This window comes from Dactylosporangium sp. NPDC000555 (assembly GCF_040300025.1).
Classification (GTDB): Bacteria; Actinomycetota; Actinomycetes; order Mycobacteriales; family Micromonosporaceae; genus Dactylosporangium.
The window spans coordinates 15,258-36,506 of record NZ_JBEPDB010000029.1; the positions used below are offsets into that span (position 1 = coordinate 15,258).

Genomic DNA, 21,249 nt, shown 5'->3' on the forward strand with positions numbered 1-21,249 from the left:
TATTCGGCGAAACGGGTGGGATCAGGCGACCCGCCCGGCCGGATCGCGCCGCGCGCCACGCTGCGGCGCCGCCTCCGTCACGCCGTGGGTCATCCGCTCGACCGCTCGGGGCGCCTCGCGCAGCAGCCGCCGGCCCTCGGTCAGCAGCGCGGCGGGCAGCGCCGCCAGAAATCGCCCGACGTTGTACTGGCACTCGCGCGCCCGCAGATACGAGCGGTGCGAGACCGCGACCGGCGCACCGTCGAGCTGGACCCGCCACACCCAGTGGCCGCTGCTGCCCAGCGCGCTCGACACGGGGCTGAGGCGGTCGGCGGCGCGCACCAGGCCGAGCACGGCCTCGCGGCACTGCCCCTCGGTGTCGAAGGGTCGCTCCCCGCGGCCCAGGATCCGATTGTTGGGCGAGCACAGCATCCATGCGGTCAGCTGTTGCCGGTCCGCGACAGAGTCGTCATCGTCGGGTGTGACGATCGCCAGGAAAATGAACCGTGGCGGCAGCATGTGGACATTCCTCCCCGAATGTTCGTTACCGGCACGCCGGGATGCTCGTAGCATGCGGGCGCGCAGGCCACCGTGCTGACATTCGATATCGGCGATGACGGGCCGCGCGTAACTGATCGCACGCCGGACATGCACGAGATGAACATCAAGAAACGGCGAGTAATCCATTCAGCAGGAATGGCTGACCGAACAGGCGATAGCCACAACAGCCTTAATTGTGTCTTTGCGGCATGAGCACGTCGTCGACGTATGTGTCGACCCGCTCGTTGTAGAAGCACACCAGGCCGGCGATCGACCGGCTCTCCGGCAGCGGCGTCGCATACGACCACGCGACGTCCGGGTGCAGCTCGCCGCCGATGCGGGCCGACCAGTACTCCGCCTTACCCTTGTACGGGCAGCCGGTGGCGGAGTCGGTGTGCTCCAGCAGGTCCATCCGCACGTGGGGCTTCGGCAGGTAGTACCGCACCGGCAGCCCCGTCTCGAACAGCAGCCGCGGCGCGTCGGACTCGGCCACGGTGACACCGCCGATCTCCACCCGGACCCGGCGGGAGCTGGACAGGATGTCGACGCGGGTATACGGATCGCGCGGGTGGACGAAGACCTCCTCGTCCTCCTCGAACCAGGCGTCCATCGCGCCCCACTCGAAGCGGTAGTGACCGCGGATCTCCTCGATCGGCGAGTCGGCGTAGTACAGCGCCCCGCCCGGCGCGGTGCGCCCGCCCGCGGCGACCGTGTGCACCGCGGCGTCACCCCGGCTGGGCGAGTGCTTGACCTCGCCGTCCGGCACGAGCATCTCGGCGCGCACGTCGGCGGCCGGGAAGTAGTACGCCGGATAGTGCGGCGTCTCCCACACCAGCAGCGGTGCCACCGTGTCGGCGACCGGCACGCCGCCCAGGTAGGCCCGGACACGCTTGGCGCCGGGCTCGACGCGGACCCGTCCTCGCTTCGTGGCCATACACCTCATTGTCCACGCACACGCGCCGGCATGCGCCCCGCTCGCGCGGTGGCCCGGCCCGGACCTCAGCGCCGGCGGGCTGACCCTTCCCCCAAGCCTGATCGACCGCGGTCCATGGTCCGATCCAGGAAGCCGGCGATCAGAGGCGCGGCCTCGTCCAGGTGGGACTCGAGCAGGAAGTGGCCGCCGTCGAGCAGGTGGATCTCGGCGTCCGGCAGGTCGCGGCGGAACGCCTCCGCGCCGGTCGGCCCGAAGATGCGGTCGTTGCGCCCCCACACCGCCATCAGCGGCACCTGCGACGCCCGGAAGTAGTCGTGGACCGCCGGGTACATCACGACGTTGCTGGGATAGTCGGCGAAGAGCGCGAGCTGCACCTCGTGGTTGCCGGGCCGGCTGACCTGCGCGTGGTCGTGCAGCCACGAGTCGGGGTCCACCAGATCCGGATTCGGTACCCCGTGCACGTACTGCCACCGGATGCCGCGCTCGCTCAGCGCCTCCAGCAGGGGCTCGGCGTTCTCCGGGGTGCGGCTCTCGCAGTAGCGCCACAGCGGCTCCCAGAACGTGTCGACGAAGCCCTCCTCGTAGGCGTTGCCGTTCTGCGACACGATCGCCCGGACGTGCTCCGGGTGGCGCAGCGCGAGCCGCCAGCCGGTCGGCGCACCGTAGTCCTGCACGTACATCGCGTACTCGATGATGCCCCGCTGCGCCAGAAACGCCTCGACCACGTCCGCCAGCCGGTCGAACGTGTACTCGAACTCGGTCACCGGCGGCGCGCTGCCCAGCCCGAAGCCGATCAGGTCCGGCGCGACGACGTGGTAGTCGCCGGCCAGCCGCGGGATAAGCTCGCGGAACATGCGCGAGCTGGCCGGCGCGCCGTGCAGCAGCACCACGTGCGGCGCGGCCGGGTCGCCGGCCTCGCGGTAGAAGACGGTCTGCCCGTCGACGTGCGCGGTGCGATGATGAACGTGAACCACGGTCGCACTCTGCCCCGCCCGCCGCCAGGAAACCGCCGACGGCGTCGGTCTTGCCGGATTTCACTCACACGCGATCGGGCGCCCCGCGGACGGTGTCACCGATGGTGCGCGGGCTGGCGGTCGCGTGGCGTGGTCAACGAGGACGGCCAAGGAACAGTTCTCGCCGAGACCTCAGTCGATCTTCGTCGAGGCCTGCGGGTCGACGGCCGCGGCGACGGCGACCTCCTCCATCTCGTTGGCCAGGGCTGCCATCTGCTGGCGGGGCACGTAATGCGTATCGGCGAGCACGAGCAACGCGACCGCGCCGGGCGCGTCGTCGATGGTGACCATGAGGCGCTCGTTGAAGTACGGCAGGTTCGTCCAGCGCGGCGCCGAGGTCTGCGGCAGCGCGGCCCGGAGCACGTCCAGTGGCGGCACGACGGTGACCGTGGACTGCGGCAGCGGCGACGGGCGGTCGTTGTAGTAGCTGCCGAGCTCGACGCCCTTCGCCGCCAGCATGGCCTTCCACTCGGCGACGTCGAAGTACGCGTGCTTGTAGGCGTTGACCGACGCCCGGCGGGTGCGGGCGATCGCCTCGTCGACGGTGATCCCGGCGACGTCGGCGACGAGCAGCCCGGTCTGGCTGATGTTGCTGACGATCGCGGACAGCCCGGGCCGGAACCGGTTGCTCACCAGCAACTGGGCGACCACCGGGTTGGCGCCGGTAATCCGGGCGGTGGCGACCGCGTACACGCCGAGCAGCACGCTGCGCGCGTCGACGCGCAGCCGGGCGGCGATCGTCCACCCGGACCAAACATTCATACTAATCGAAGCATTGAATATGTGTGGCACCTGGCATATCCGTAGCCCCGCGGGCTCGCCACACGGCGCCGCGACCGCCACCGGCATCGGCGCCCATCGTTGGCTGGCCGGCTCGGCGTCACGTTCCGCTCGCCCCCGCCCGCGCTACGGCATCATGGTCCGATGGCGACCCCCACCCCGAACCCGGCCCCGGCGTTGCGGCTGCGGCCCTGGCGCGACGACGACCTCGACGCGTTCTTCGACCTCTACTCCCGCTGGGAGGTGATGCGCCACCTCGGCCCGCACCCGCGGCGGGCGCTGCAGGACCTCGACGAGGCCCGGCAGCGCCTCACCCGATGGCACGAGCGCGGGACTGGCCTCCAGCCGCCGTACGGGCTGTGGGCGATCGTCCCCGACGGCGAGGACCGACCGGTCGGCACCGTACTGCTGCTGCCGTTGCACGACGCCGCCGGCCCGACCGACGAGGTCGAGATCGGCTGGCACGTGCACCCCGAGCACCAGGGCCGCGGCCTCGCCACGACCGCCGCCGGACGGCTGCTTGACCAGGTGGACCGGCCGGTGCTCGCCCTCACCGACCCGGACAACCACGCCTCGCAGGCGGTCGCACGGCGCCTCGGCATGCGCGACGAAGGACTGACCGACCGCTGGTTCGGCCTGACCGCCCGCCAGTTCCGCACCGTTACCGATCCCGGCTGGAAGGGTCCGTAACGGCGTCACCAGAGCGCGAAGTGCCGGATTCGGGCGCTGAATCCGGCATCCTTCACGTGCGCTCCGGGCCGCCTCAGGCCTTGGTGCAGCGCTGCACCTTCCACAGTTGCGTGCGGTACAGGTCCTGGGGGCTCGGGCACGGCGGCTGCTCGAAGGTCTGGAGCACCGTCACGTAGGTCGGGCCGGCCGCGAGCGCCGGGTCGCCGGCGTGGAAATAGAAGTTGCGGTAGTTACGGACGTAGTAGCCGGTGCCCTGTACGTGGATCTCGGCGTGCTGCTGGAAGTCCACCGCGTCGGTTTGCAGGGTGAACAGCACGTACATGTAGTTCAGCGGGATCTCCGACACGAAGATCGGCTCAGTTCCGGCGGCGGCGGTGTGGGCCTGCTGGATCGCGTGGTCGACGCCGTCGGAGAAGGCCGCCCGGGTCAGTCGTTCCTCGCTCTTGAAATAGTCGAGACAAAAGAGTGCGTTGTACACCAGGGCCAGGCTCAACAGGACCGCGGGGATGGCCCGGCCGCCTCGGGCCTCGCGCAGCGACCGGCCGACCTCGACCAGCCCGACAGCGCTCAGTGCCACCAGCGGCAGGTAGAGGGCGTTGGCGCGGTTGACGTTCAGCGGCGCGACGAGGAACAGCGGCAGGCACGCCAGCAACCAGCACAGCGGCGCCAGCAGCATCCCGCGGCGGCGCACGGCGTAGTAGCAGCCGACCGCCGCGAGCGGCACGACGACCGGGCCGAGCGGCAGCCAGCCGGGCAGGACGTTCCAGATCAGCCCGTCGTCGAAGCCCGACGCCACGAACCGGACGTTACCGATCAGCGTGCCGTCGGCGGACACCTCGTCGAGCCGGGTCACGGTCAGCAGCGGCACGCTGAACGGCAGCGCCGACAGCCAGTGCGGTGCCCGGTGCAGCACGTTGTTCACCAGCAAGAAGAGCCCGAACGGCAGCGCCAGCACCCCGAAGCCGGCCAGGCTCAGCCCGAAGCCGACCTTGTGCGCGCGGATCACCCGCCAGTTGGCCAGGGCGAACAGCACGATGATCCCAACCACGACGACGGCGGCGATCCCGTACGCGTACAACGAAATCGCCAACGGCAGCAGCGACACCGGCAGCGCCCATCGGCGCCGGTCCGCCGCGCCGTAGCAGCAGACCATCGTCAGCACCCCGGCGAGCACGAAGAACGGCAGCACGTTGGACTCGAGGCTCCACCGGGTGGCCATGACATGCCACGGCAGCACGGCCAGCAGCGCGCTCGCGACCAGCCCGGTCGTCCGGTCGGCGATGCGGTGCACCAGCAGGTACAACAAATAGACGCTGAGCACCCCGAGCGCGGCCGGCAACAGCCGCAGCGACAGCACCGACAGCCCGAACACCTTGATGAACGGGATTTCGAGGTACGACAGCAGGACGTTCATGCCCGACCCGAACGCCGGGAAGTATACCGGCAGGTGGTTTCCCCATCGATCGGTACCGTGATGCAGCAGCGAATATGCCTCGTACCCGGCCGACGCCTCGTCCCGGTTCAGCCCGCTCGGCACGGCGCCGAGCCGGTAGAACCGGACCGCGAACGCCACCAGGAGGATCGCGCCCAGCCCGGCCCGGTACACCCACCGCGGCACCCCGCCCGCCGGGCCGGCGCGACTCCAAAGCTCCGCCGATGCGCCACGCATCCGATCGAGCATGACCATCCGAAGCCACCTTTCCCCCGTAGTGACCGTCCGACTATAGAGCGGCACACCCGCCCCGGGCGCACCCGTCCTCGGCGCAGCGGCTGCCGCTGGCCTCGCCGCCGCCGATCGATCCGTCGTCGTCCGCGGGCGTCTCGTACAGGCTCTCCTGCATCGCGACGGGCGCGAAGTGGGCCTCCGGTCCGCTCTGTGCCGAGCCATCGAGCCAGCCGCTGCTGTGGGCCGGCCCGTCGGGGAATAACCACGAGACCGCGTTCCTGCGGCCGGGTCCACAAAGACGTTCGAACTCCGCGGCGATCGCATCGTACGTCGCTCGGGTGCCGGTAACGGGGTCAGTCATCCTGCAAGCGTCACCCGCCGCCTCCGGATCATGAGCAGGTCTCGTGCTATCTCAGCCATACCGCCCGGCTCCGCAGGGCGGATGAGGCCGGAACATCCGCCCTTGTCATTCCGGGCAAGCGTCAAACGCCGCGAGCGGCCCCGAACGAGGCACAACCGGGGGCACGAGCAACCCGCACCACGGGTTTGCGGGGGCGTGGGTAGAGCGAAGCTCCCCCACTGGGGAACGAGCGCGAAGAAGCTACAACCCAAACGGCAAGGGGCCCCTGCCATAAAGCAGGGGCCCCTCAGGGTTGTAGCGGGGACAGGATTTGAACCTGCGACCTCTGGGTTATGAGCCCAGCGAGCTACCGAGCTGCTCCACCCCGCGTCGGCTCCCAAAGCGTACTTCGTCGATCACCACAGACCAAATCGACTACCGGCCACAGATGCGCAGCGCGGTCGCCTGTTGCTGCGCCTCCGGCATTTGACGCGGCAAAGACCCGCAGGCCGCACCTGATTGCACGCGCCTTCGGCTTCCTTCGTGCGCAGGTTGCGCAGCCCGTCGCCCGTGCCCCTCCAGTCCCGACCCGAGCCCGTCCAGTCCTGACCCGTCCCCGGAAAGTCTGGAAGCAGCGTAGAAGCGGAACGCTCACCCTCCCATTCCTGCACTGCGCCGACCTGGACTCCGACGCGCCGGACTGGTTGATGACGAACGCGGACTGCGGCAACGGCCGCGGGATGCCGCGCCGGAACGGCGCGGCGACCAGCCATCATGTTCGCCATGATCACGGAGTGAACATGCACAAAAAGCAGCACGTTCACTCCGTGATAATGCAGAACCCGAGCCACGCCCAAACCGCACCCCGCTGCGGTGTTGAGGGGCCGCAGGCGGAGCGAAGCGATCGCAAAAAACCGCGACACACGCACGACCCGCAACCCACCACGGTTTTGAGGGGGCGTGGGTGGAGCGAAGCGACCGCCAAAGCCGCAAGCCACCCACGCCCGCAACCCACCACGGTTTTGAGGGGGCGTGGGTGGAGCGAAGCTCCCCCACCCCCAGGAGCGAGCGAAGCGAGCGGACCTGGCTACTCATCAAACGGCGAAACGCCCCCCGCGTGAGCAGGGGGCGTTCAGATGAGTAGCGGGGACAGGATTTGAACCTGCGACCTCTGGGTTATGAGCCCAGCGAGCTACCGAGCTGCTCCACCCCGCGTCGGCTTGTTCACATTAGCGCACGGTCGTCCCGACTTCCAAATCGCCGGAGTGTGATCGTGTTGGGCGTCACCCGGGCCGGCCGACTGGCGGCCGGCCCGGGTGAAACGGTGGTTCGGTCAGCCGGAGGGCGGCGGCGTGGACACCGACGGAGAGGCCCCGGCCGACGGTGGGGCGCTCGGGGACGCGCCCGCCGACGGAGTCGCGCCGGCCGCCTTCACCGCGTCCTCGTACCTCGCGATAGCGTCCTGCAGGGCCTTGAGCGCCTTGCCGTACGCATCGAAGTCGCCGGACTGCTGGGCGGCCCTGAGGTCCGCGATCGCCTTGTTCATGGTGGCGACCGCCTCCTGGACCTGCGGCGTGCGCGGCGGGTTGCCGGTCTGGCCCGGGTCCGGGTTCTGGTTGGTGTCCGTCTGGGGCGGCGGCAACTGGCCGGTGATCTGTTTGACCAGTTGCTCGAGGCCGGAGGCCAGGTCATCGGCGTAGGCCAGGTACTTCGGGCCGTACGCGACCAGCACCTTCTGCAGGCGCGGGAACGTCGATTCGTTCTTCGCCTTCAGATAGATCGGCTCGACGTACAGCATCCCGCTGGCGACCGGCAGCGAGAGCAGGTTGCCGTAGAACACCTCGGAGTTCTGCGAGGTGAACTGGGTCAGCTCCTTTCGCGCGTCCGGGATCGACGTCATGGTGCCGTGCGTCTGGTTCGGGCCCTGGATCGCCGTGTTGGCCGGTAGCTCCAGCACCTGGAAGGTGGGCTTGCCGTTGACGTACGAGGCGGACATGATCGCCGCCAGGTTGCCCCGCTTCCGTGGCACCATCGCCGCGGTCAGCTGGAAGCGGGCCGAATCCTGGCCGGGCAGCTTCGCGACGAGGTAGTACGGCGGCTGGTCGGCCGTCGAGTTCGCCGGGTCCTTCGGGACCTCCCAGAAGTCCTGCCCGGAGAAGAAGCCCTCGGGCGTGGTGACGTGGAACCGGCTCAGCAGGTCGCGCTGGACCTTGAACTGGTCCTCCGGGTACCGCAGGTGGTCCATCAGGCCCTGGGAGATCGCCGAGCGCGGCTTGACCAGCTTGCCGCCGAAGGCCTTGTTCCAGGTCTTCAGCACCGGGTCGGACTCGTCGAAGGCGTAGAGGGTGACCTCGCCGGTGTAGGCGTTGACCGTGGCCTTGACCGAGTTGCGCAGGTAGTTCACGTCCTGGCGGGGATCCGGCAACACCCGTCCGGCGGTCGAGGAGTCCTGGATCGCCGTGTTCCAGTTGAGCTTCTGCGCGTACGGGTAGGTCGCCGACGTGGTGTAGCCGTCGATGATCCACAGGATCTTGCCGTCCACAACCGCCGGATAGGGGTCGCTGTCCAGGGTCAGGAACGGCGCGATGTTGCGCACCCGGGTCGCCGGGTCGCGCGTGTACAGGACCTTGGACTGGTCGTTGAGCACGCCGGAGAGCACGAAGTTCGCCTCGCGGAAGTAGGCGGCGTAGAGCAGCCGGCGCCCGAAGGTGTTCACCGCGACGCCGCCGCTGCCGTCGTACGTCGAGTACTGGTCGCCGTTCGAGGTGCTGCCGTTACCGCCGATGGGCCGGTCGAACTCGGCGTTGCGGTCGCTCGCCTTCGACTTGCCGACGATCGCGTAGACGTCGCCCATCTGCTCGCCGTAGTAGATCTGCGGGTGCTCGACGGGGATCAGGTCCTCCTCGGAGGAGCACTCGCCGGGCTTGTCGTCCTGCTTGGTGGCGTCGCGGAGGAACCCGGAGACGTAGAACGGCTGGCCGCTGCAGACCACCTGGCTGGCGGGCGCGGCGACGAACCCGTAGCCGTGCGTGTACACACTGTGCCGGTTCTGCCAGTTGTTCTGCTGCAGCTGGTTGTAGTTGATCTCGCGGACGCCGACGACGTAGTCCTGCGTCTTGCCCTTGATCGTGTACCGGTCGATGTCGAGCTTCGGGTTGAACTCGTAGAAGCCACGGACCTGCTGCTGCTGGGTGTAGGTCTCGCCCACGACGGCCGGGTCGAGCAGCCGGATGTTGTTGACCGTGACGTCCGAGCCGTCGACGAGGCTGTTCGGCGGGCTGGTGTTGTCCGCCGCGTACGGCTCGACCTTCACCTCCGTCAACCCGTATGCCTCGCGCGTGCCGTCGATCGCGTACTGGAAGTACGGCGACTCCTTCTGCAACTGGCTCGGCTTGACGGTGAACGACTGCACCGCCGCCGGGTAGATGCCGCCGACCGCGACGGCGGACAGCGCGAGCAGACCCAGCGCAAGGCCGGGCCACATCAGGTTGCGCATGAAGGCGTTGGAGAAGACCAGGATCGCGATCGCCACGACGATCGAGATCCAGGCCAGGATCTCCTTGGCCGGCAGCAGGGCGTTGATGTTGGTGTAGCCCGCGCCGTAGAGCTCCTGGGTCGGGAACTTGTCCAGCAGCAGGCCGCGCCGGTCGAGGAAGTAGGCGGCCGCCTTGAGCAGCACGAAGACCGCGACCAGGGCCGAGAGGTGAGCGCGGGCCGCGGTGGTCATCCGCTCGCCGGCGCCCTGCAGCCGGACGCCACCGAAGAGGTAGTGCAGCGCCAACGCGCCGATCAGGGCGAAGACCACGGCCGTGAAGGCGACGCCGAGCAGGTACCGCCAGAACGGGTACTCGAAGACGTAGAACGAGAGGTCGACGTGGAACTGCGGGTCGGTCCGGCCGAACGGGGTGCTGTTGCTGAACAGCATCCACTCCTGCCAGTGCCCCTGCGCCGAGAGGCCGGAGAACAGCCCGATCAGGCCGGCCGCCAGGAGGATCCAGCCGGTCATGTGCGGCAGGAGGAAGAGACGGTAGCGGTCCAGCGCGTGCTGCTCGGCCGAGTGCGGCCGCAGCAGCGGGCGGGTGCGGTAGGCGAGGTACAGGTTACCGGCGATGATCAGCCCGATCGCCACGCCGAAGATCAGAAACATCCAGATGCGGGTCGTGAGCACCCCGGTGAAGACCTGGGGATACTTGACCTCGGAGAACCACAGATAGTCGGCCCACGCCCCGACCACCCGGTCGAACAGCGTGAACAGTAGGAAGACGACCACCAGCACTGCGATCGTGACCCGGCCACGCCGGCTCACCCTGGTCATCGGATTACGCATTACCACGGTCGGCTCCGCCCGTTCGCGTACGGAAACAGCTGTTTCTGGCCTGCGCCGCTTCGCCAGACGTGACGGGAGATTGCCACCCCGCACCCCCCACGCCGTGCCGCGCGCGCCACCAGAAACTCGTTCAGCCTAGTCATCGGCTGCACAGCGTCGGTGTCCGACCAGCCCGCAGCGCATCCAGCGCGGCGAGCGCATCGTCCACGTTGTTCACCTTGATCAATGGAAGGCCGGGCTGCGGGTTGTCCATCGCCTCGGCGCAGTTGCCCGCCGGCGTCAGGAACACCTTGGCCTTGGCGGCCTTCGCGGCGACCAGCTTCTGCGGGATGCCGCCGATCGGTCCGACGTTTCCGGCGTCGTCGATCGTGCCCGTGCCGGCGATGATCATCCCGCCGGTCAGGTCCTCGGGCTCGATCGTGTCGATGATGCCGAGCGTGAACATCAGGCCGGCCGACGGGCCGCCGATCTTGTCCAGTTGGATGCTCAGCTTGAACGGGTGCGGCTGGGTCGTGGTCACCTGCACGCCGAGGCGCGGGTTGCCGTCGTCGCCGGCCTTGGTGGCGATTTCGACCGTCTGCGGCTGTCCGTTGCGGACGATCTCCACCTGGCGCGCGGTGCCGGCCGGCCTGGCCCGCACCAGCTCGGTGAGCTTGTCCGGCGCGTCGACCGCGGTGCCGTCGACGGCCTTGATGACGTCGCCCTTCTGCAGCTTGCCTTCGGCGGGGAAGCCGGCGGAGACCTCGCCGACCGCCACCAGGATCGGGTAGCCGAGCTTGCGCAGTGCCACGGTCTCCGCCGAGGTCTGGGACCGCTGGAAGTCGCGGGCGTTGTCCTCGTCGACCTGCTGCTGGGAGCGGTTCGGCGGGTAGATCAGCTCGCGCGGCACGACCGCGCGGTCGTCCTGCCACCAGCCGATCATCGCGTCGAGCAGGGTCAGGTCCGGTTGTACCGAGACGGTCGTCATGCGCAGCTGGCCCTTGGACTTCGTGACCTCCGCGCCTTCGACGCTGATGATCGGACGACCGCCGGGCTTGCCCGTGTCCGTTCCGAGGGTGTCGTACGTCGGGCCAGGTCCCATCTGGACATACGGCACGCTGACCACGGTCGCCTGCCAGGACAGCACCAACAGCAGCAACGCGCCGAACAGCACGGTGAGCCCACGACGTCTCATGGCGGCGAGCCTAGCGCTCCCGGCTCGATGTACCTGGAAGCGAGTACCGTTGTGGAATGCCCGCAGATATCCCGTTCGGCTTCGGTCCGTCTGGCGGCGACGTGCCGGATCCCAATGATCCGCGCCAGATGCAGCAATTTCTGAGCCAGCTGCAGCAGCTGTTCGCCACCCCCGGCGGCGGTCCGGTCAACTGGGATCTGGCTCGGCAGCTGGCCCAGGCCCACCTGACCGGCGGCGGCCCGGCGGCCGGCATGTCGCAGTTCCCGGTTGGCTTCGCGATGCCCGGCGTCCCCGTGCCGGTGCCCGGCGAAGACGCCGGCACCGACGCGGCCAAACCGGTCGGCGACCCGGCGGTCACCGCCGTTGAGCGCGCCGCGGTCATCGAGGCGCTGCGCCTGGCCGACCTCTGGCTCGACCCTGAGTCCTCACTCCCGTCCGGCGTGCGCGCGACCTCCGCCTGGAGCCGCGGCGAGTGGCTCAACCAGACCCTGCCCGTCTGGCGCAAGCTCTGCGACCCGGTCGCGGCGCGGATGGTCTCCGCGATGACCGAGCTGGTCCCCGAGGAGATGCGCGCCCAGATGGGCCCGATGACCTCGATGGTCGCCTCGCTCGGCGGCGCGCTGCTCGGCGGCCAGCTGGGCACCGCGCTCGGCTCGCTCGCCGCGGAGGTGCTCTCCGCCGGCGACATCGGCCTGCCGCTGGGTCCGGCCGGCACCGCCGCGATGGTGCCGGCGAACATCGCGGAGTACGGCACGGGCCTGGAGATCCCCGACGACGAGGTGCGCCTCTACGTCGCCCTGCGCGAGGCCGCCCACCAGCGCCTCTTCGGCCACGTCCCGTGGCTGCGCGGCCACGTGTTCGCCGCGGTCGAGGCGTATGCGGCCGGCATCCACGTCGACCGGGACGCGATCGAGGAGGCGATGAGCCGCATCGACCCGTCGACGCTGGGCAGCGACCCGCAGGAGCTCGTGCTCGAGGGCATCTTCACGCCCGAGGACACCCCGCAGCAGCGGGCCGCGCTCGCCCGGCTCGAGACCGCGCTCGCGCTGATCGAGGGTTGGGTCTGCCACGTGGTCGACCGCGCGGCCGGCGATAGGCTGCCCGACGTCGTGCGGCTCTCCGAGGCGTTCCGGCGCCGGCGCGCCGCGGGCGGCCCGGCGGAGCAGACCTTCGCGGCGCTGGTCGGCCTGGAGTTGCGCCCGCGGCGGCTGCGCGAGGCCACCGCGCTGTGGAACGCGCTGGCCGACCACCGCGGCATCAGCGGCCGGGACGCCCTGTGGGGCCACCCCGACCTGCTGCCGGACGAGGAGGCGTTCGCCGACCCGGACATGTTCGCCCGCACCCAGCTCGACCTGGGCGACCTCGGCTTCAGCAAGGAGATGGGCGGCGAGGAGCCGAAGGAGTAACGAGGACCAGGGCCGGGGTGAGCGGCGCCCTGGTCAGCTCAGGATCGCCCTGGTGGCTTCCCAGCCATCCAGGGCGGGGTCAAGGCGGCGCAGGTCGGACGGGCCGCGCAGGCGGTGCCAGCCGGGCGCCGCTGCGACCAGCGTGGGCTCCGGGGCCGGTCGGCGGGCCGTGACCACGTCGCCCGTCTCCGCGTCCAGCTCGGGCAGCCACTCCGGCAGCGGCAGACGGGCGGCGGCGCCCAGCAGCCCGCCGTCGTGGGCGGGTGCGATCGCGACCGCGCGGGTCGCAAGGGGTCGCAGCAGCTTGCCGATGAGCATGCCCGGCAGGTCGGGCGCGTCGGCGAGCACCACCGCAGCCTTGTCGTGGCCGTCGGCGGCCGCCGCGGCAAGCGCGGCGCGGATGGTAGGGGTCTCGACCTCGTAGATCCGGGTCGTCGGCCAGGCGATCTTGGAGGCCAGCGGAAGGTCCGCCGCGACGGCGGCGATGGCCGGCTGGATACGCGGCAGCGGGGTCAGCAGGTCGACGAGGTCCTCGGCCATCGCGGCACGCCAGGAGTCGAGGTCGGTGCCCGGCGGAGACCAGGCCACCGGCACGAGGAGGGCGACGACCGCGGCCGCCGTCATTCGGTGATCCCGAGACCGGCCGCCGCTGACACCCCCTCAAGATACCCCCGGGCCCGTTCCGCCTTCGGATAGCGGGCCACGAGCGCCCAGAACGCGCTGCTGTGGCTCGGAATCACCAGGTGTGCCAGCTCGTGCAGCAGAACGTAGTCGATGACCCAGTCCGGCATCTCCTGCACGCGGTGCGAGATGCGGATGGTACCGTCTGCCGGCGTGCAAGATCCCCAGCGACCGTTCTGGTTCTGCACCCACCGGACGCTCGCCGGGCGGGCGGCCGTGGGGTGATCGGGCAGGTAGCGGGCGGCGAGGCGCTGCGCGCGGGTGGTGAGGTCCGTGTCGGTCCGGCGGGCGCGCTGCTCACGGGCGGCAAGGCGCTCCAGCATGCGATCGACCCATTCGCGCTCCTCCGCACGGGAGAACTGGGCCGGTATCAGCACGACCACCCGCTCACCGTCGCGGTAGGCAGACACCGTGCGTCGGCGGCGCTTACTGCGCCGCACCTCGATGACCGGCTTGCGCGTCATGCCGGTCCCCCTCGGGTACCGCTCACGGAGGAACGCTAGCCGGACGCGGCCATCTCTTCGCAAGGGCCAATCTCTCGGAGCGCGCCCGTAAATCACCCATTCGTGGCAGCTCGTCGGAAAGATTCCACCGGATGACCGGGCCGTTCCGGGGCTGCGAGGGCCCCAGCGCGGATTTCATCCACCACAACCCACAGCGTTACCCACATGGCTGTCCTCACGCTGTGCATAGTGTGTACGGTGCGGTTGGAGGAAGATCTTCCGATTACGCTCGGCGTGTCCCGTCTAACCACACTTTCCCCGAGTGTCCGACAAGGCACACTCACCACGTTGGCCTAGCTGGTCAGCACCGGTGCGCGGGGCGTGCCGGACCGAGATGAGGAGGGCATCGTGGCCGAGACCTACAACGGCTACTGCGTCAAGTGCAAGGAGAAGCGGGACTTCGAGGGCGAGATCGCCATATCGAAGACCGGCATGAAGATGGCGAAGGGCGCGTGCCCGGTCTGCGGCACCACGGTCAACCGGATCCTCGGCAAGGCCTGAGCTCAGCGCCCTCGGCACTGCCCGGCCCGGTGTTCCCGGCCCGGCGTCCACGGCAAGCCCCGAACCGGGCCGCACGGCGCAGAGCGCGCCCGGAAGCCCCGCCGGGAGGACCCGCCTCCCCACCCCGGCATTTGACCCGGATACGTCCGCCACTCCATGACGGACATATCCGATATTTCGGTTATGCGGCATTGTCCGTGAGCCCCCAGAGTCGTCGCGTGGACCTGGCTCGGCGGCGCGCTTGCGCTGCCCGCCCACCGGGCCGCCCCGGCCCGGTGGGCGCCCGTTCCGTCCTCGTGGGGCGAACAGGCCAAGACCTGAACCATCGACCCGCGCACAGCAGGACACGAGCGGCCGAACCGGCAGGGGCCCATCCGGCTGGCCTTCCCGGGCGGAATGCGGCCTTTTGCACCGCAAGCCTGTGGATAACCCGGCCACGGGCTGTGGATAACCCAAGTCCACGGTGGATCGTGCTGTGGATAACCGACTATGGCTGGGCCCCGGACGTGCGAGCGTTTCGGGCATGCGACCGACGCTGCTACCCGGACTACGGCGCCTCTGGCGCAACGAGCGCACCGTCCAACTGGGCACCGACCCCTCCGCCGCGATCGTGCTGGAGCTGCGCCGGCCGGAGCTGGCCCGCGTGCTCGACCTGCTCGACGGCTCGCACACGCTGCAGGCGCTGCTCACCGCCGCGGAGTCGCTCGGGCTCGACGGCGCCGATGTGCTCGATCTGGTGCAGGCCCTGCGCTCGGCCGGGCTCGTAGTCGGCGCGCACGCGCTGGTGCCCACCGGGCTGCCGGGGCCGGTGGGCGCCCGGCTCGCCGTCGAGGCGGCCGCCATCGGGCTACGGCTGCGCGCCGGCGACGAGGCCCGGACCCCGGCCGACGTGCTGCGCCGGCGCACCGCCTCGCGGGTCGTGGTGGCCGGGGACGGGCCGCTGGTCGCGCCGCTGGCCACCGCGCTGGCCGGGGCCGGCGTCGGGCACGTGCACCCGGTCGTCGAGGGCACCGCGACCCACGCGGACGTGGCCGTCGGCGGGCTCGCATCCGAGGACGTCGCCGCATCGCGGGCGATCGCGACCTGCACGGCGATCGTGCGGTTCGCGCCGGGCGTGGATGTCTCGTCGGTACGGTCGGACAACGTCGACTTCGTCGTCAGGGTCGGCGACCGGCACCCGCCCGCGCTGGCCCGCCGCGGCATCCGGCTGCACACGCTGCCGCGGCTGGAGGTCACCGTACGGCTGGGCACCGTCCTCGTCGGCCCCCTGGTCCGCCCGGCCGGCTCCCCCTGCCGGCTCTGCCTGGACCTGCACCGGCGCGACCGGGACCCGGCGTGGCCCGTGCTGGCCGCCCAGCTGGCCACCGCCCCGCCCGGCGTCGGCGAGCCGTGCGCGCTCACCACGGCGATGGCCGGGGCCGCCTTCGCCGCCGACGAGGTGCTCTCGTACCTCGACGGGGCGCCGCCGCGCACCGAGGCGGCGATCGTCGAAATCGCCCGGCCCGGCGAGTTCCGGCGTCGCGAATGGGTGGCCCACCCACGCTGTGACTGCCGTCGCCGTCGTCGAGGTGCTCCGAACGGGTAAGAATGACTTGTGACCGAGATCCCTAGGGGCGCAGTCGCCCGCACCGCAAGGCTGGCGTCACTCCCCCTCGGGCTGGCCGGCCGAGCCGCCCTCGGCCTTGGCAAGCGCGTCACGGGCATGGCCGCCGACGTGGTTTCCGCCGACGTCCAGCGCCGCACCGCCGAGCACCTCTTCAGCGTCCTCGGGCAGCTCAAGGGCGGCGCGATGAAGATGGGGCAGGCGCTTTCCGTGTTCGAGGCCGCCCTGCCCGAGGAACTCGCCGGGCCCTACCGGGCGGCCCTGACAAAGCTGCAGGAGGCCGCGCCGCCGCTGCCGGCCGCCAGCGTTCACAGGGTGCTGTCCGGGTCGCTGGGCGAGGACTGGCGCTCGATGTTCAAGGAGTTCGACGACAAGCCGGCCGCCGCGGCGAGCATCGGGCAGGTGCACCGGGCGGTCTGGAGCGACGGGCGGTCGGTGGCCGTCAAGGTGCAGTACCCAGGCGCCGGCGACGCGCTGCGCTCGGACCTCAACCAGTTGGCCCGCTTCGCGGGGCTGTTCAAGGCGATCCAGCCGGGCCTCGACGTCAAGCCGCTGGTGCAGGAGATCCGCGACCGCGTGACCGAGGAACTCGACTACGAGCTCGAGGCCCGGTCGCAGACGGCGTTCGCCAAGGCGTTCGACGGCGACCCGGACATCTACGTGCCGCCGGTGCTCGCCTCGTCGCCGCGCGTGCTGGTGACCGAATGGGTCGAGGGCAAGCCGCTGTCGGCCATCATCTCCGGAGGCAGCGAAGAGGAACGCAACCGCGCCGGGCACCTCATGGCGCTGCTGCACTTCTCCGCGCCGGCCCGGGCCGAGATGCTGCACGCCGACCCGCACCCGGGCAACTACCGCCTCCTCGCCGACGGCCGGCTCGGCGTGCTCGACTTCGGCGCGGTCGCCCACCTGCCCGGCGGGCACCCCGAGGTGATCGGCCGGCTGACCCGGCTGGCCCTGGCCGGCGACTCGCAGGCCGTGCTCGAGGGCCTGCAGCAGGAGGGATTCATCAAGCTCGACGCGAAGGTCGACGCGCCTGCGGTGCTCGGCTACATCCGGCCGATGCTCAACCCGATCGCCGACGAAGAGTTCCAGTTCAGCCGCGCCTGGCTGCGCGCCGAGGCGGGGCGGCTGGCCAACCCGAAGAGCCCGGCCTATGCGCTCAGCCGCCAGCTCAACCTACCCCCGTCGTACATGATGGTGCACCGCGTGACGCTGGGCTCGATCGGTGTGCTGTGCCAACTGGAGGCGCGGGCCGGCTACCGGGCGATCCTGACCGAGTGGCTGCCGGGCTTCGCCGATCCGGCGGCCAAGGAGCCGGCGGTGAAGAAGACCCGGCGCCGCAAGTAGGAAACCGGAAGGCGGAGACGCGGAAACGGGCCCCTCATGGCGAGGGGCCCGTTTGCCGATCTCAGTGTCGGGTCAGGTGCTGCTCCTGCTCGCGCTTGGCGCGCATGGCGATCTGACGGGCGGACGGGTAAGCCTCAGAGCGCTTCAGAGCCTGAGGCCCACGCATTCGCGCGCGCGACAGTGCTTCATGAAGTAGTTGCAAGGACATCGCGAAGCTCCTGGGTCGGTTGGTTCGTACGTCGGTGCTGATCTCGGTGTGACGAAGCCGGGTCGGTCGCGCGGCGCGCGACACTCGGCTGGCTGGCAGGCGATGTGCGTTCATGTCAGGCCGCCACCCCGGCGGTGACCGCCGCGGTGCGAGCCGCGACCTCGACCCGCAGGACGGCGTCGCGAGCGACGTCCTCCTTGCGCGGGCGGCCCCGCGGACGCTTGCGCGGCACGACGGCGCCGCGCTCGAAGATCTCGCCGCCCCAGACTCCCCAGGGCTCGGCGCGCTCGATCGCGCCCGCCAGGCACTCGGCGCGGAGCGGGCACTCCACGCAGAGCGACTTCGCGAGCTCGAGCTCCGCCGGCGAGTCGGCGAACCACAGGTCCGGGTCGAAGGTGCGGCACGGCAGGTCGGACTTGACGCCTCGCGCAGCGACGCGGAGACGCTCGTCCACGGCCGACTCGACGCGCACGTCGATCGATGCCAAGGCCAGACTCATCCCGGTCACCCCTTTCTGTTTGTCGATCGTTTGGTGTGATCGTCCGGTGCAAATGAATGAGGCCGCGGATCCCGGTAACGGGTTCCGCGGCCTCGAGGTGAGCCGGTGAGTCGGTCTCTGCTAGACCGGCCTGCCTCGAGGTGGTATGCCGCGGACTCCGCCATTGGGCTTCGGAGCCGTCATGTCGTGCTTCGCGCTGAACCCAGTGGTCCCCTGAACCCGGATTCCGCGCTGGTCGAGCTGAGCCGCCGAGGCGACATGGATCTCATCGATACGGATGACGTCGGTGCGGGTCTGCTCTTTGCCACCCGGCTCGGTGCCCCGAACCGGCAGGTCGACCCGGACCGACCCGGTAGCGACCGCCGCGACGAGCGCGGACGGTGCCGGGACGGCGGCCGGGGCCGCCTCGACGGCAGACGGAGTCAGCGCCAAGTCCTGAGCCAGGGCGGACTCCTGCCATTGCAGCGAGGCGGGCGACGCCAAGAGGCGACGGGCCGACACGGCCGACGGGCAGACGGCAGGCAGCAGCGAGCGCCGCTCCAAGATTGAATAGAGCTTCACGGGTGCCACCTTCTCTCCGCAGACTCGTGATCGGTCGCCGCCGGTCTTCCGGCGTCGTGTTCGCAGGCTATGCCGTGCCTCAACGGTAGGGCAATCGAATTTCCGGAGAAAGTCCTTGTCACATTTCCAGCGGCCCGGCAACCGACTGAACCGCTGCACGGTCCGCCGCGTTCGCGCAGGTCAACGGCGCCGAGCTGACGCCGCGACGGCGGAGCGCGGCGCCCGGCGGTCGTTACGCGGGCGGCGAAACGGCACGTCCGGGTGACCGGCCGGGCCGAGGCCGGAGCCAGACCGGAGCGCGGCGGGGAGAACAGGACTGGTCAGGCATGCCCGTCGGTGAGGCCATCGACGGTGGCGCCACCGATCAATGCGAGGACGTCGTCGCCGTACAGCGTGAGCTTGCGCGGGCCGATGCCGGCGATCGCCGCGAGCTCCTCGCGGCGGCCGGGACGGCGCTCGGCGATGGCCGAGATGGTGACGTCGGTGAAGATGACGAACGCCGGGACCTTCTGGATCGCGGCCAGCCGGGCGCGCCAGTCGACGAGCCGGGCGAGGAGCTCCTCGTCGAGGTCCGACGGGCAGGTGGCGCAGCGGCCGAGCTTGCGGTCGGCGCCGTTGAACAGCCCGGTGCCGCAGACCCGGCAGGAGACCGCCATGACCCGGCGGGCCCGGCCGGCCACGGCGGCCTTGTCGAGCGGGCGTCGCGGGTGGCGGGCGTCGGGCGAGGCGGCGAGTTGGCCTCTGGCAGAGGGCACGAAGCGGCTCGGGCGGCGGGGGCGGCCGCCGGGCGTGCGGGCGGCGGCGTGGGAGAGCCACAGGGTGTGCCGGGCCCGGGTGACGCCGACGTACAGCAGCCTGCGCTCCTCCTCCACCGCGTCGGGCGTGCGGGCGTGGATGACCGGCAGCGTGCCCTCGGCGAGGCCGACCAGGAACACCGCGTCCCACTCCAGGCCCTTGGCCGAGTGCAGCGACGACAGCGTGACGCCCTCGACGGTGGGCACGTGCTGCAGCGCCGCGCGCCGGGACAGCTCGGCGTTGAAGTCCTCCAGCGCCGGCCCGGGACTGCCCTCGGCCAGGTTGACCAGCGCGGCGACCGCCTCCCAGCGCTCGCGCTGCGCGCCGCCGGCAGGCGGGGTGTCCGGCCGCCAGCCGACCCGCTCCAGCGCCAGGTGCACGGTCTCCACCAGGCCGCCGCCGGTGTCACCGCGGTAGGAGCGCAGGGCGATCATCGCCTCGCGGACCTCGACCCGGTCGAAGAAGCGCTCGGTGCCGTGCAGCACGTAGGGGACGCCCGCCTCGGCGAGGGCCTCCTGGTAGACCTCGGACTGGGCGTTGACCCGGAACAGCACGGCGATCTCGCGGGCCGGGGTGCCGGCGGCGATCAGCTCCGCGCATCGGGCGGCCACCGCGGCGGCCTCCTCCGGCTCGTCGGCGAAGGTGTGCACGGCCGGCTCCGGGCCGGCCGCGCGCTGGCCGACGAGCTCCAGGCGCAGCCGGGACAGGTCGCCGCGGGCGCGCGAGATGACCGCGTTGGCCAGGCCGACCACCTGCGGGGTGGAGCGGTAGTCGCGGACCAGCCGGACCACCGTGGCCGCCGGGTGGCGGCGCTTGAAGTCGACGAGGTACGACGCGCTGGCGCCGGTGAACGAGTAGATCGTCTGGCTGGCGTCGCCGACCACGGTCAGGTCGTCGCGGTCGCCGAGCCAGGCCTCCAGCAGCCGCTGCTGCATCGGGTTGACGTCCTGATACTCGTCGACGACGAAGTGCCGATACTGCGCCCGGACCTGCTCGGCCACGTCCGGGTGCTCCTCGATGGCCCAGATCGCGGCGCGGATCATGTCCTCGAAGTCGATCACGCCCTGGGCGCGCTTGATCCGCTCGTAGTGCGCGTACACCTTGGCGACCTTGGCCGCGTCGAACGGCGGCTCGCGCATGGCCTTGGCCGCCGCGGCCGCGTAGTCGTCGGGCTCGATCAGCGAGGCCTTGGCCCACTCGATCTCGCTCGCCAGGTCGCGGGAGGCCTCGCGGTCGGTCTTCAGCCCGGCCCCGGTGGCGGCGAGCGCGACCAGCCGGGCCTTGCTGTCCAGCAGTTCGGGCATCTCGCGGCCGGAGAAGAGGCGGGGCGCGAAGTATCGCACCTGCCGCAGCGCCGCCGCGTGGAACGTGCGCGCCTGCACGCCCTCGGCGCCGAGGCGGCCGAGCCGCTCGCGCATCTCGGCCGCGGCCCGGGCGGTGAACGTCACGGCGAGGACGTGCTGGGCGCGGACCTGCCCGGACCGGACGCGATGGGCGATGCGGTGCGTGATCGCCCGGGTCTTGCCGGTGCCCGCGCCGGCCAGGATGCACAGCGGCCCCGCCGGGGCGGTCACCGCGACCGACTGGTCCGGATCCAGGCCGTCCAGGATGGGCCCCGCGAGAATCTCTGAGGAGTCCGCCACAGCTGGACATCATTCCAGCCGGGTGCGGTGTTATGCGGTTTTGCCTTGTGTGACCCGGC

General features: G+C 70.8%; 18 protein-coding genes and 2 tRNA genes. 5 read left to right on the plus strand and 15 right to left on the minus strand.

Annotated elements, in window-relative coordinates; translation table 11 throughout:
• Positions 1-21 precede the first annotated feature (21 nt).
• The 4 genes from ABT297_RS19135 to ABT297_RS19150 form a co-directional block, all read right to left on the minus strand.
• Positions 22-666 carry a hypothetical protein gene (locus ABT297_RS19135; RefSeq protein ID WP_350551071.1) on the minus strand — a complete coding sequence of 215 codons (645 nt, stop codon included), beginning with the start codon at positions 664-666 and terminating at the stop codon, positions 22-24.
• Between the two features lie 43 nt (positions 667-709).
• Positions 710-1,453: a DUF427 domain-containing protein gene (locus ABT297_RS19140; RefSeq protein ID WP_350551073.1), complete on the minus strand. Its 744-nt coding sequence runs from the start codon at positions 1,451-1,453 to the stop codon at positions 710-712.
• 65 nt (positions 1,454-1,518) lie between these two features.
• Positions 1,519-2,427, minus strand: coding sequence for an alpha/beta fold hydrolase (locus ABT297_RS19145; RefSeq protein ID WP_350551075.1), 909 nt, complete (start codon positions 2,425-2,427; stop codon positions 1,519-1,521).
• 171 nt (positions 2,428-2,598) lie between these two features.
• Positions 2,599-3,228: a hypothetical protein gene (locus ABT297_RS19150; RefSeq protein WP_350551077.1), complete on the minus strand. Its 630-nt coding sequence runs from the start codon at positions 3,226-3,228 to the stop codon at positions 2,599-2,601.
• Positions 3,229-3,390: 162 nt separating this feature from the next.
• Here ABT297_RS19150 and ABT297_RS19155 point away from each other — a divergent pair, with 162 nt between their 5' ends.
• Positions 3,391-3,936 (plus strand): GNAT family N-acetyltransferase, encoded by a 546-nt coding sequence (locus ABT297_RS19155; RefSeq protein WP_350551080.1) that lies wholly within the window; start codon positions 3,391-3,393, stop codon positions 3,934-3,936.
• Between the two features lie 73 nt (positions 3,937-4,009).
• Here ABT297_RS19155 and ABT297_RS19160 read toward each other — a convergent pair whose 3' ends face one another.
• The 6 genes from ABT297_RS19160 to ABT297_RS19185 all read right to left on the minus strand — a co-directional run bounded on the left by ABT297_RS19160 (position 4,010) and on the right by ABT297_RS19185 (position 11,443).
• The gene (locus ABT297_RS19160; protein ID WP_350551083.1) at positions 4,010-5,623 is read right to left on the minus strand and encodes a phospholipid carrier-dependent glycosyltransferase; all 1,614 of its coding nucleotides are present in this window, start codon (positions 5,621-5,623) and stop codon (positions 4,010-4,012) included.
• A gap of 34 nt (positions 5,624-5,657) precedes the next feature.
• Entirely contained in the window at positions 5,658-5,963 is a 306-nt protein-coding gene (locus ABT297_RS19165; protein ID WP_350551086.1) for a hypothetical protein, read from the minus strand.
• A gap of 295 nt (positions 5,964-6,258) precedes the next feature.
• Positions 6,259-6,332, minus strand: a tRNA-Met gene (locus ABT297_RS19170).
• Between the two features lie 751 nt (positions 6,333-7,083).
• Positions 7,084-7,157: transfer RNA gene (locus tag ABT297_RS19175), tRNA-Met, on the minus strand.
• 118 nt (positions 7,158-7,275) lie between these two features.
• Positions 7,276-10,257 carry a UPF0182 family membrane protein gene (locus ABT297_RS19180; RefSeq protein ID WP_502885594.1) on the minus strand — a complete coding sequence of 994 codons (2,982 nt, stop codon included), beginning with the start codon at positions 10,255-10,257 and terminating at the stop codon, positions 7,276-7,278.
• A gap of 151 nt (positions 10,258-10,408) precedes the next feature.
• A complete protein-coding gene (locus ABT297_RS19185) occupies positions 10,409-11,443 on the minus strand; it encodes a YlbL family protein (RefSeq protein ID WP_350551092.1) in 1,035 nt (344 codons plus the stop codon).
• Positions 11,444-11,499: 56 nt separating this feature from the next.
• On the opposite strand from ABT297_RS19185, the gene ABT297_RS19190 reads away from it, so the two are divergent.
• Positions 11,500-12,849, plus strand: coding sequence for a zinc-dependent metalloprotease (locus ABT297_RS19190; protein WP_350551095.1), 1,350 nt, complete (start codon positions 11,500-11,502; stop codon positions 12,847-12,849).
• Positions 12,850-12,882: 33 nt separating this feature from the next.
• On the opposite strand, the gene ABT297_RS19195 is transcribed toward ABT297_RS19190, so the two are convergent.
• Together ABT297_RS19195 and ABT297_RS19200 are read right to left on the minus strand one after the other, a co-directional pair.
• Complete coding sequence (locus tag ABT297_RS19195) at positions 12,883-13,473, minus strand: hypothetical protein (protein WP_350551098.1); 591 nt, start codon at positions 13,471-13,473, stop codon at positions 12,883-12,885.
• On the minus strand, positions 13,470-13,994 hold the full coding sequence (locus ABT297_RS19200; protein ID WP_350551101.1) for a M48 metallopeptidase family protein: 525 nt from the start codon (positions 13,992-13,994) through the stop codon (positions 13,470-13,472). The genes ABT297_RS19195 and ABT297_RS19200 overlap by 4 nt, the downstream gene beginning before the upstream one ends.
• A gap of 384 nt (positions 13,995-14,378) precedes the next feature.
• Here ABT297_RS19200 and ABT297_RS19205 point away from each other — a divergent pair, with 384 nt between their 5' ends.
• The 3 genes from ABT297_RS19205 to ABT297_RS19215 all read left to right on the plus strand — a co-directional run bounded on the left by ABT297_RS19205 (position 14,379) and on the right by ABT297_RS19215 (position 17,484).
• Positions 14,379-14,534 carry a DUF5679 domain-containing protein gene (locus tag ABT297_RS19205; RefSeq protein WP_425516560.1) on the plus strand — a complete coding sequence of 52 codons (156 nt, stop codon included), beginning with the start codon at positions 14,379-14,381 and terminating at the stop codon, positions 14,532-14,534.
• Between the two features lie 523 nt (positions 14,535-15,057).
• Positions 15,058-16,119 (plus strand): hypothetical protein, encoded by a 1,062-nt coding sequence (locus ABT297_RS19210; protein WP_350551104.1) that lies wholly within the window; start codon positions 15,058-15,060, stop codon positions 16,117-16,119.
• Between the two features lie 9 nt (positions 16,120-16,128).
• Complete coding sequence (locus ABT297_RS19215) at positions 16,129-17,484, plus strand: ABC1 kinase family protein (protein WP_350551107.1); 1,356 nt, start codon at positions 16,129-16,131, stop codon at positions 17,482-17,484.
• A 323-nt stretch (positions 17,485-17,807) separates the two neighbouring features.
• On the opposite strand, the gene ABT297_RS19220 is transcribed toward ABT297_RS19215, so the two are convergent.
• From ABT297_RS19220 to ABT297_RS19230, 3 genes are all read right to left on the minus strand, one after another.
• Positions 17,808-18,191 carry a WhiB family transcriptional regulator gene (locus ABT297_RS19220; protein ID WP_350551110.1) on the minus strand — a complete coding sequence of 128 codons (384 nt, stop codon included), beginning with the start codon at positions 18,189-18,191 and terminating at the stop codon, positions 17,808-17,810.
• Between the two features lie 120 nt (positions 18,192-18,311).
• Entirely contained in the window at positions 18,312-18,761 is a 450-nt protein-coding gene (locus ABT297_RS19225; protein WP_350551113.1) for a hypothetical protein, read from the minus strand.
• 311 nt (positions 18,762-19,072) lie between these two features.
• Entirely contained in the window at positions 19,073-21,157 is a 2,085-nt protein-coding gene (locus ABT297_RS19230) for an ATP-dependent DNA helicase UvrD2 (RefSeq protein ID WP_350551233.1), read from the minus strand.
• Positions 21,158-21,249: the final 92 nt, after the last annotated feature.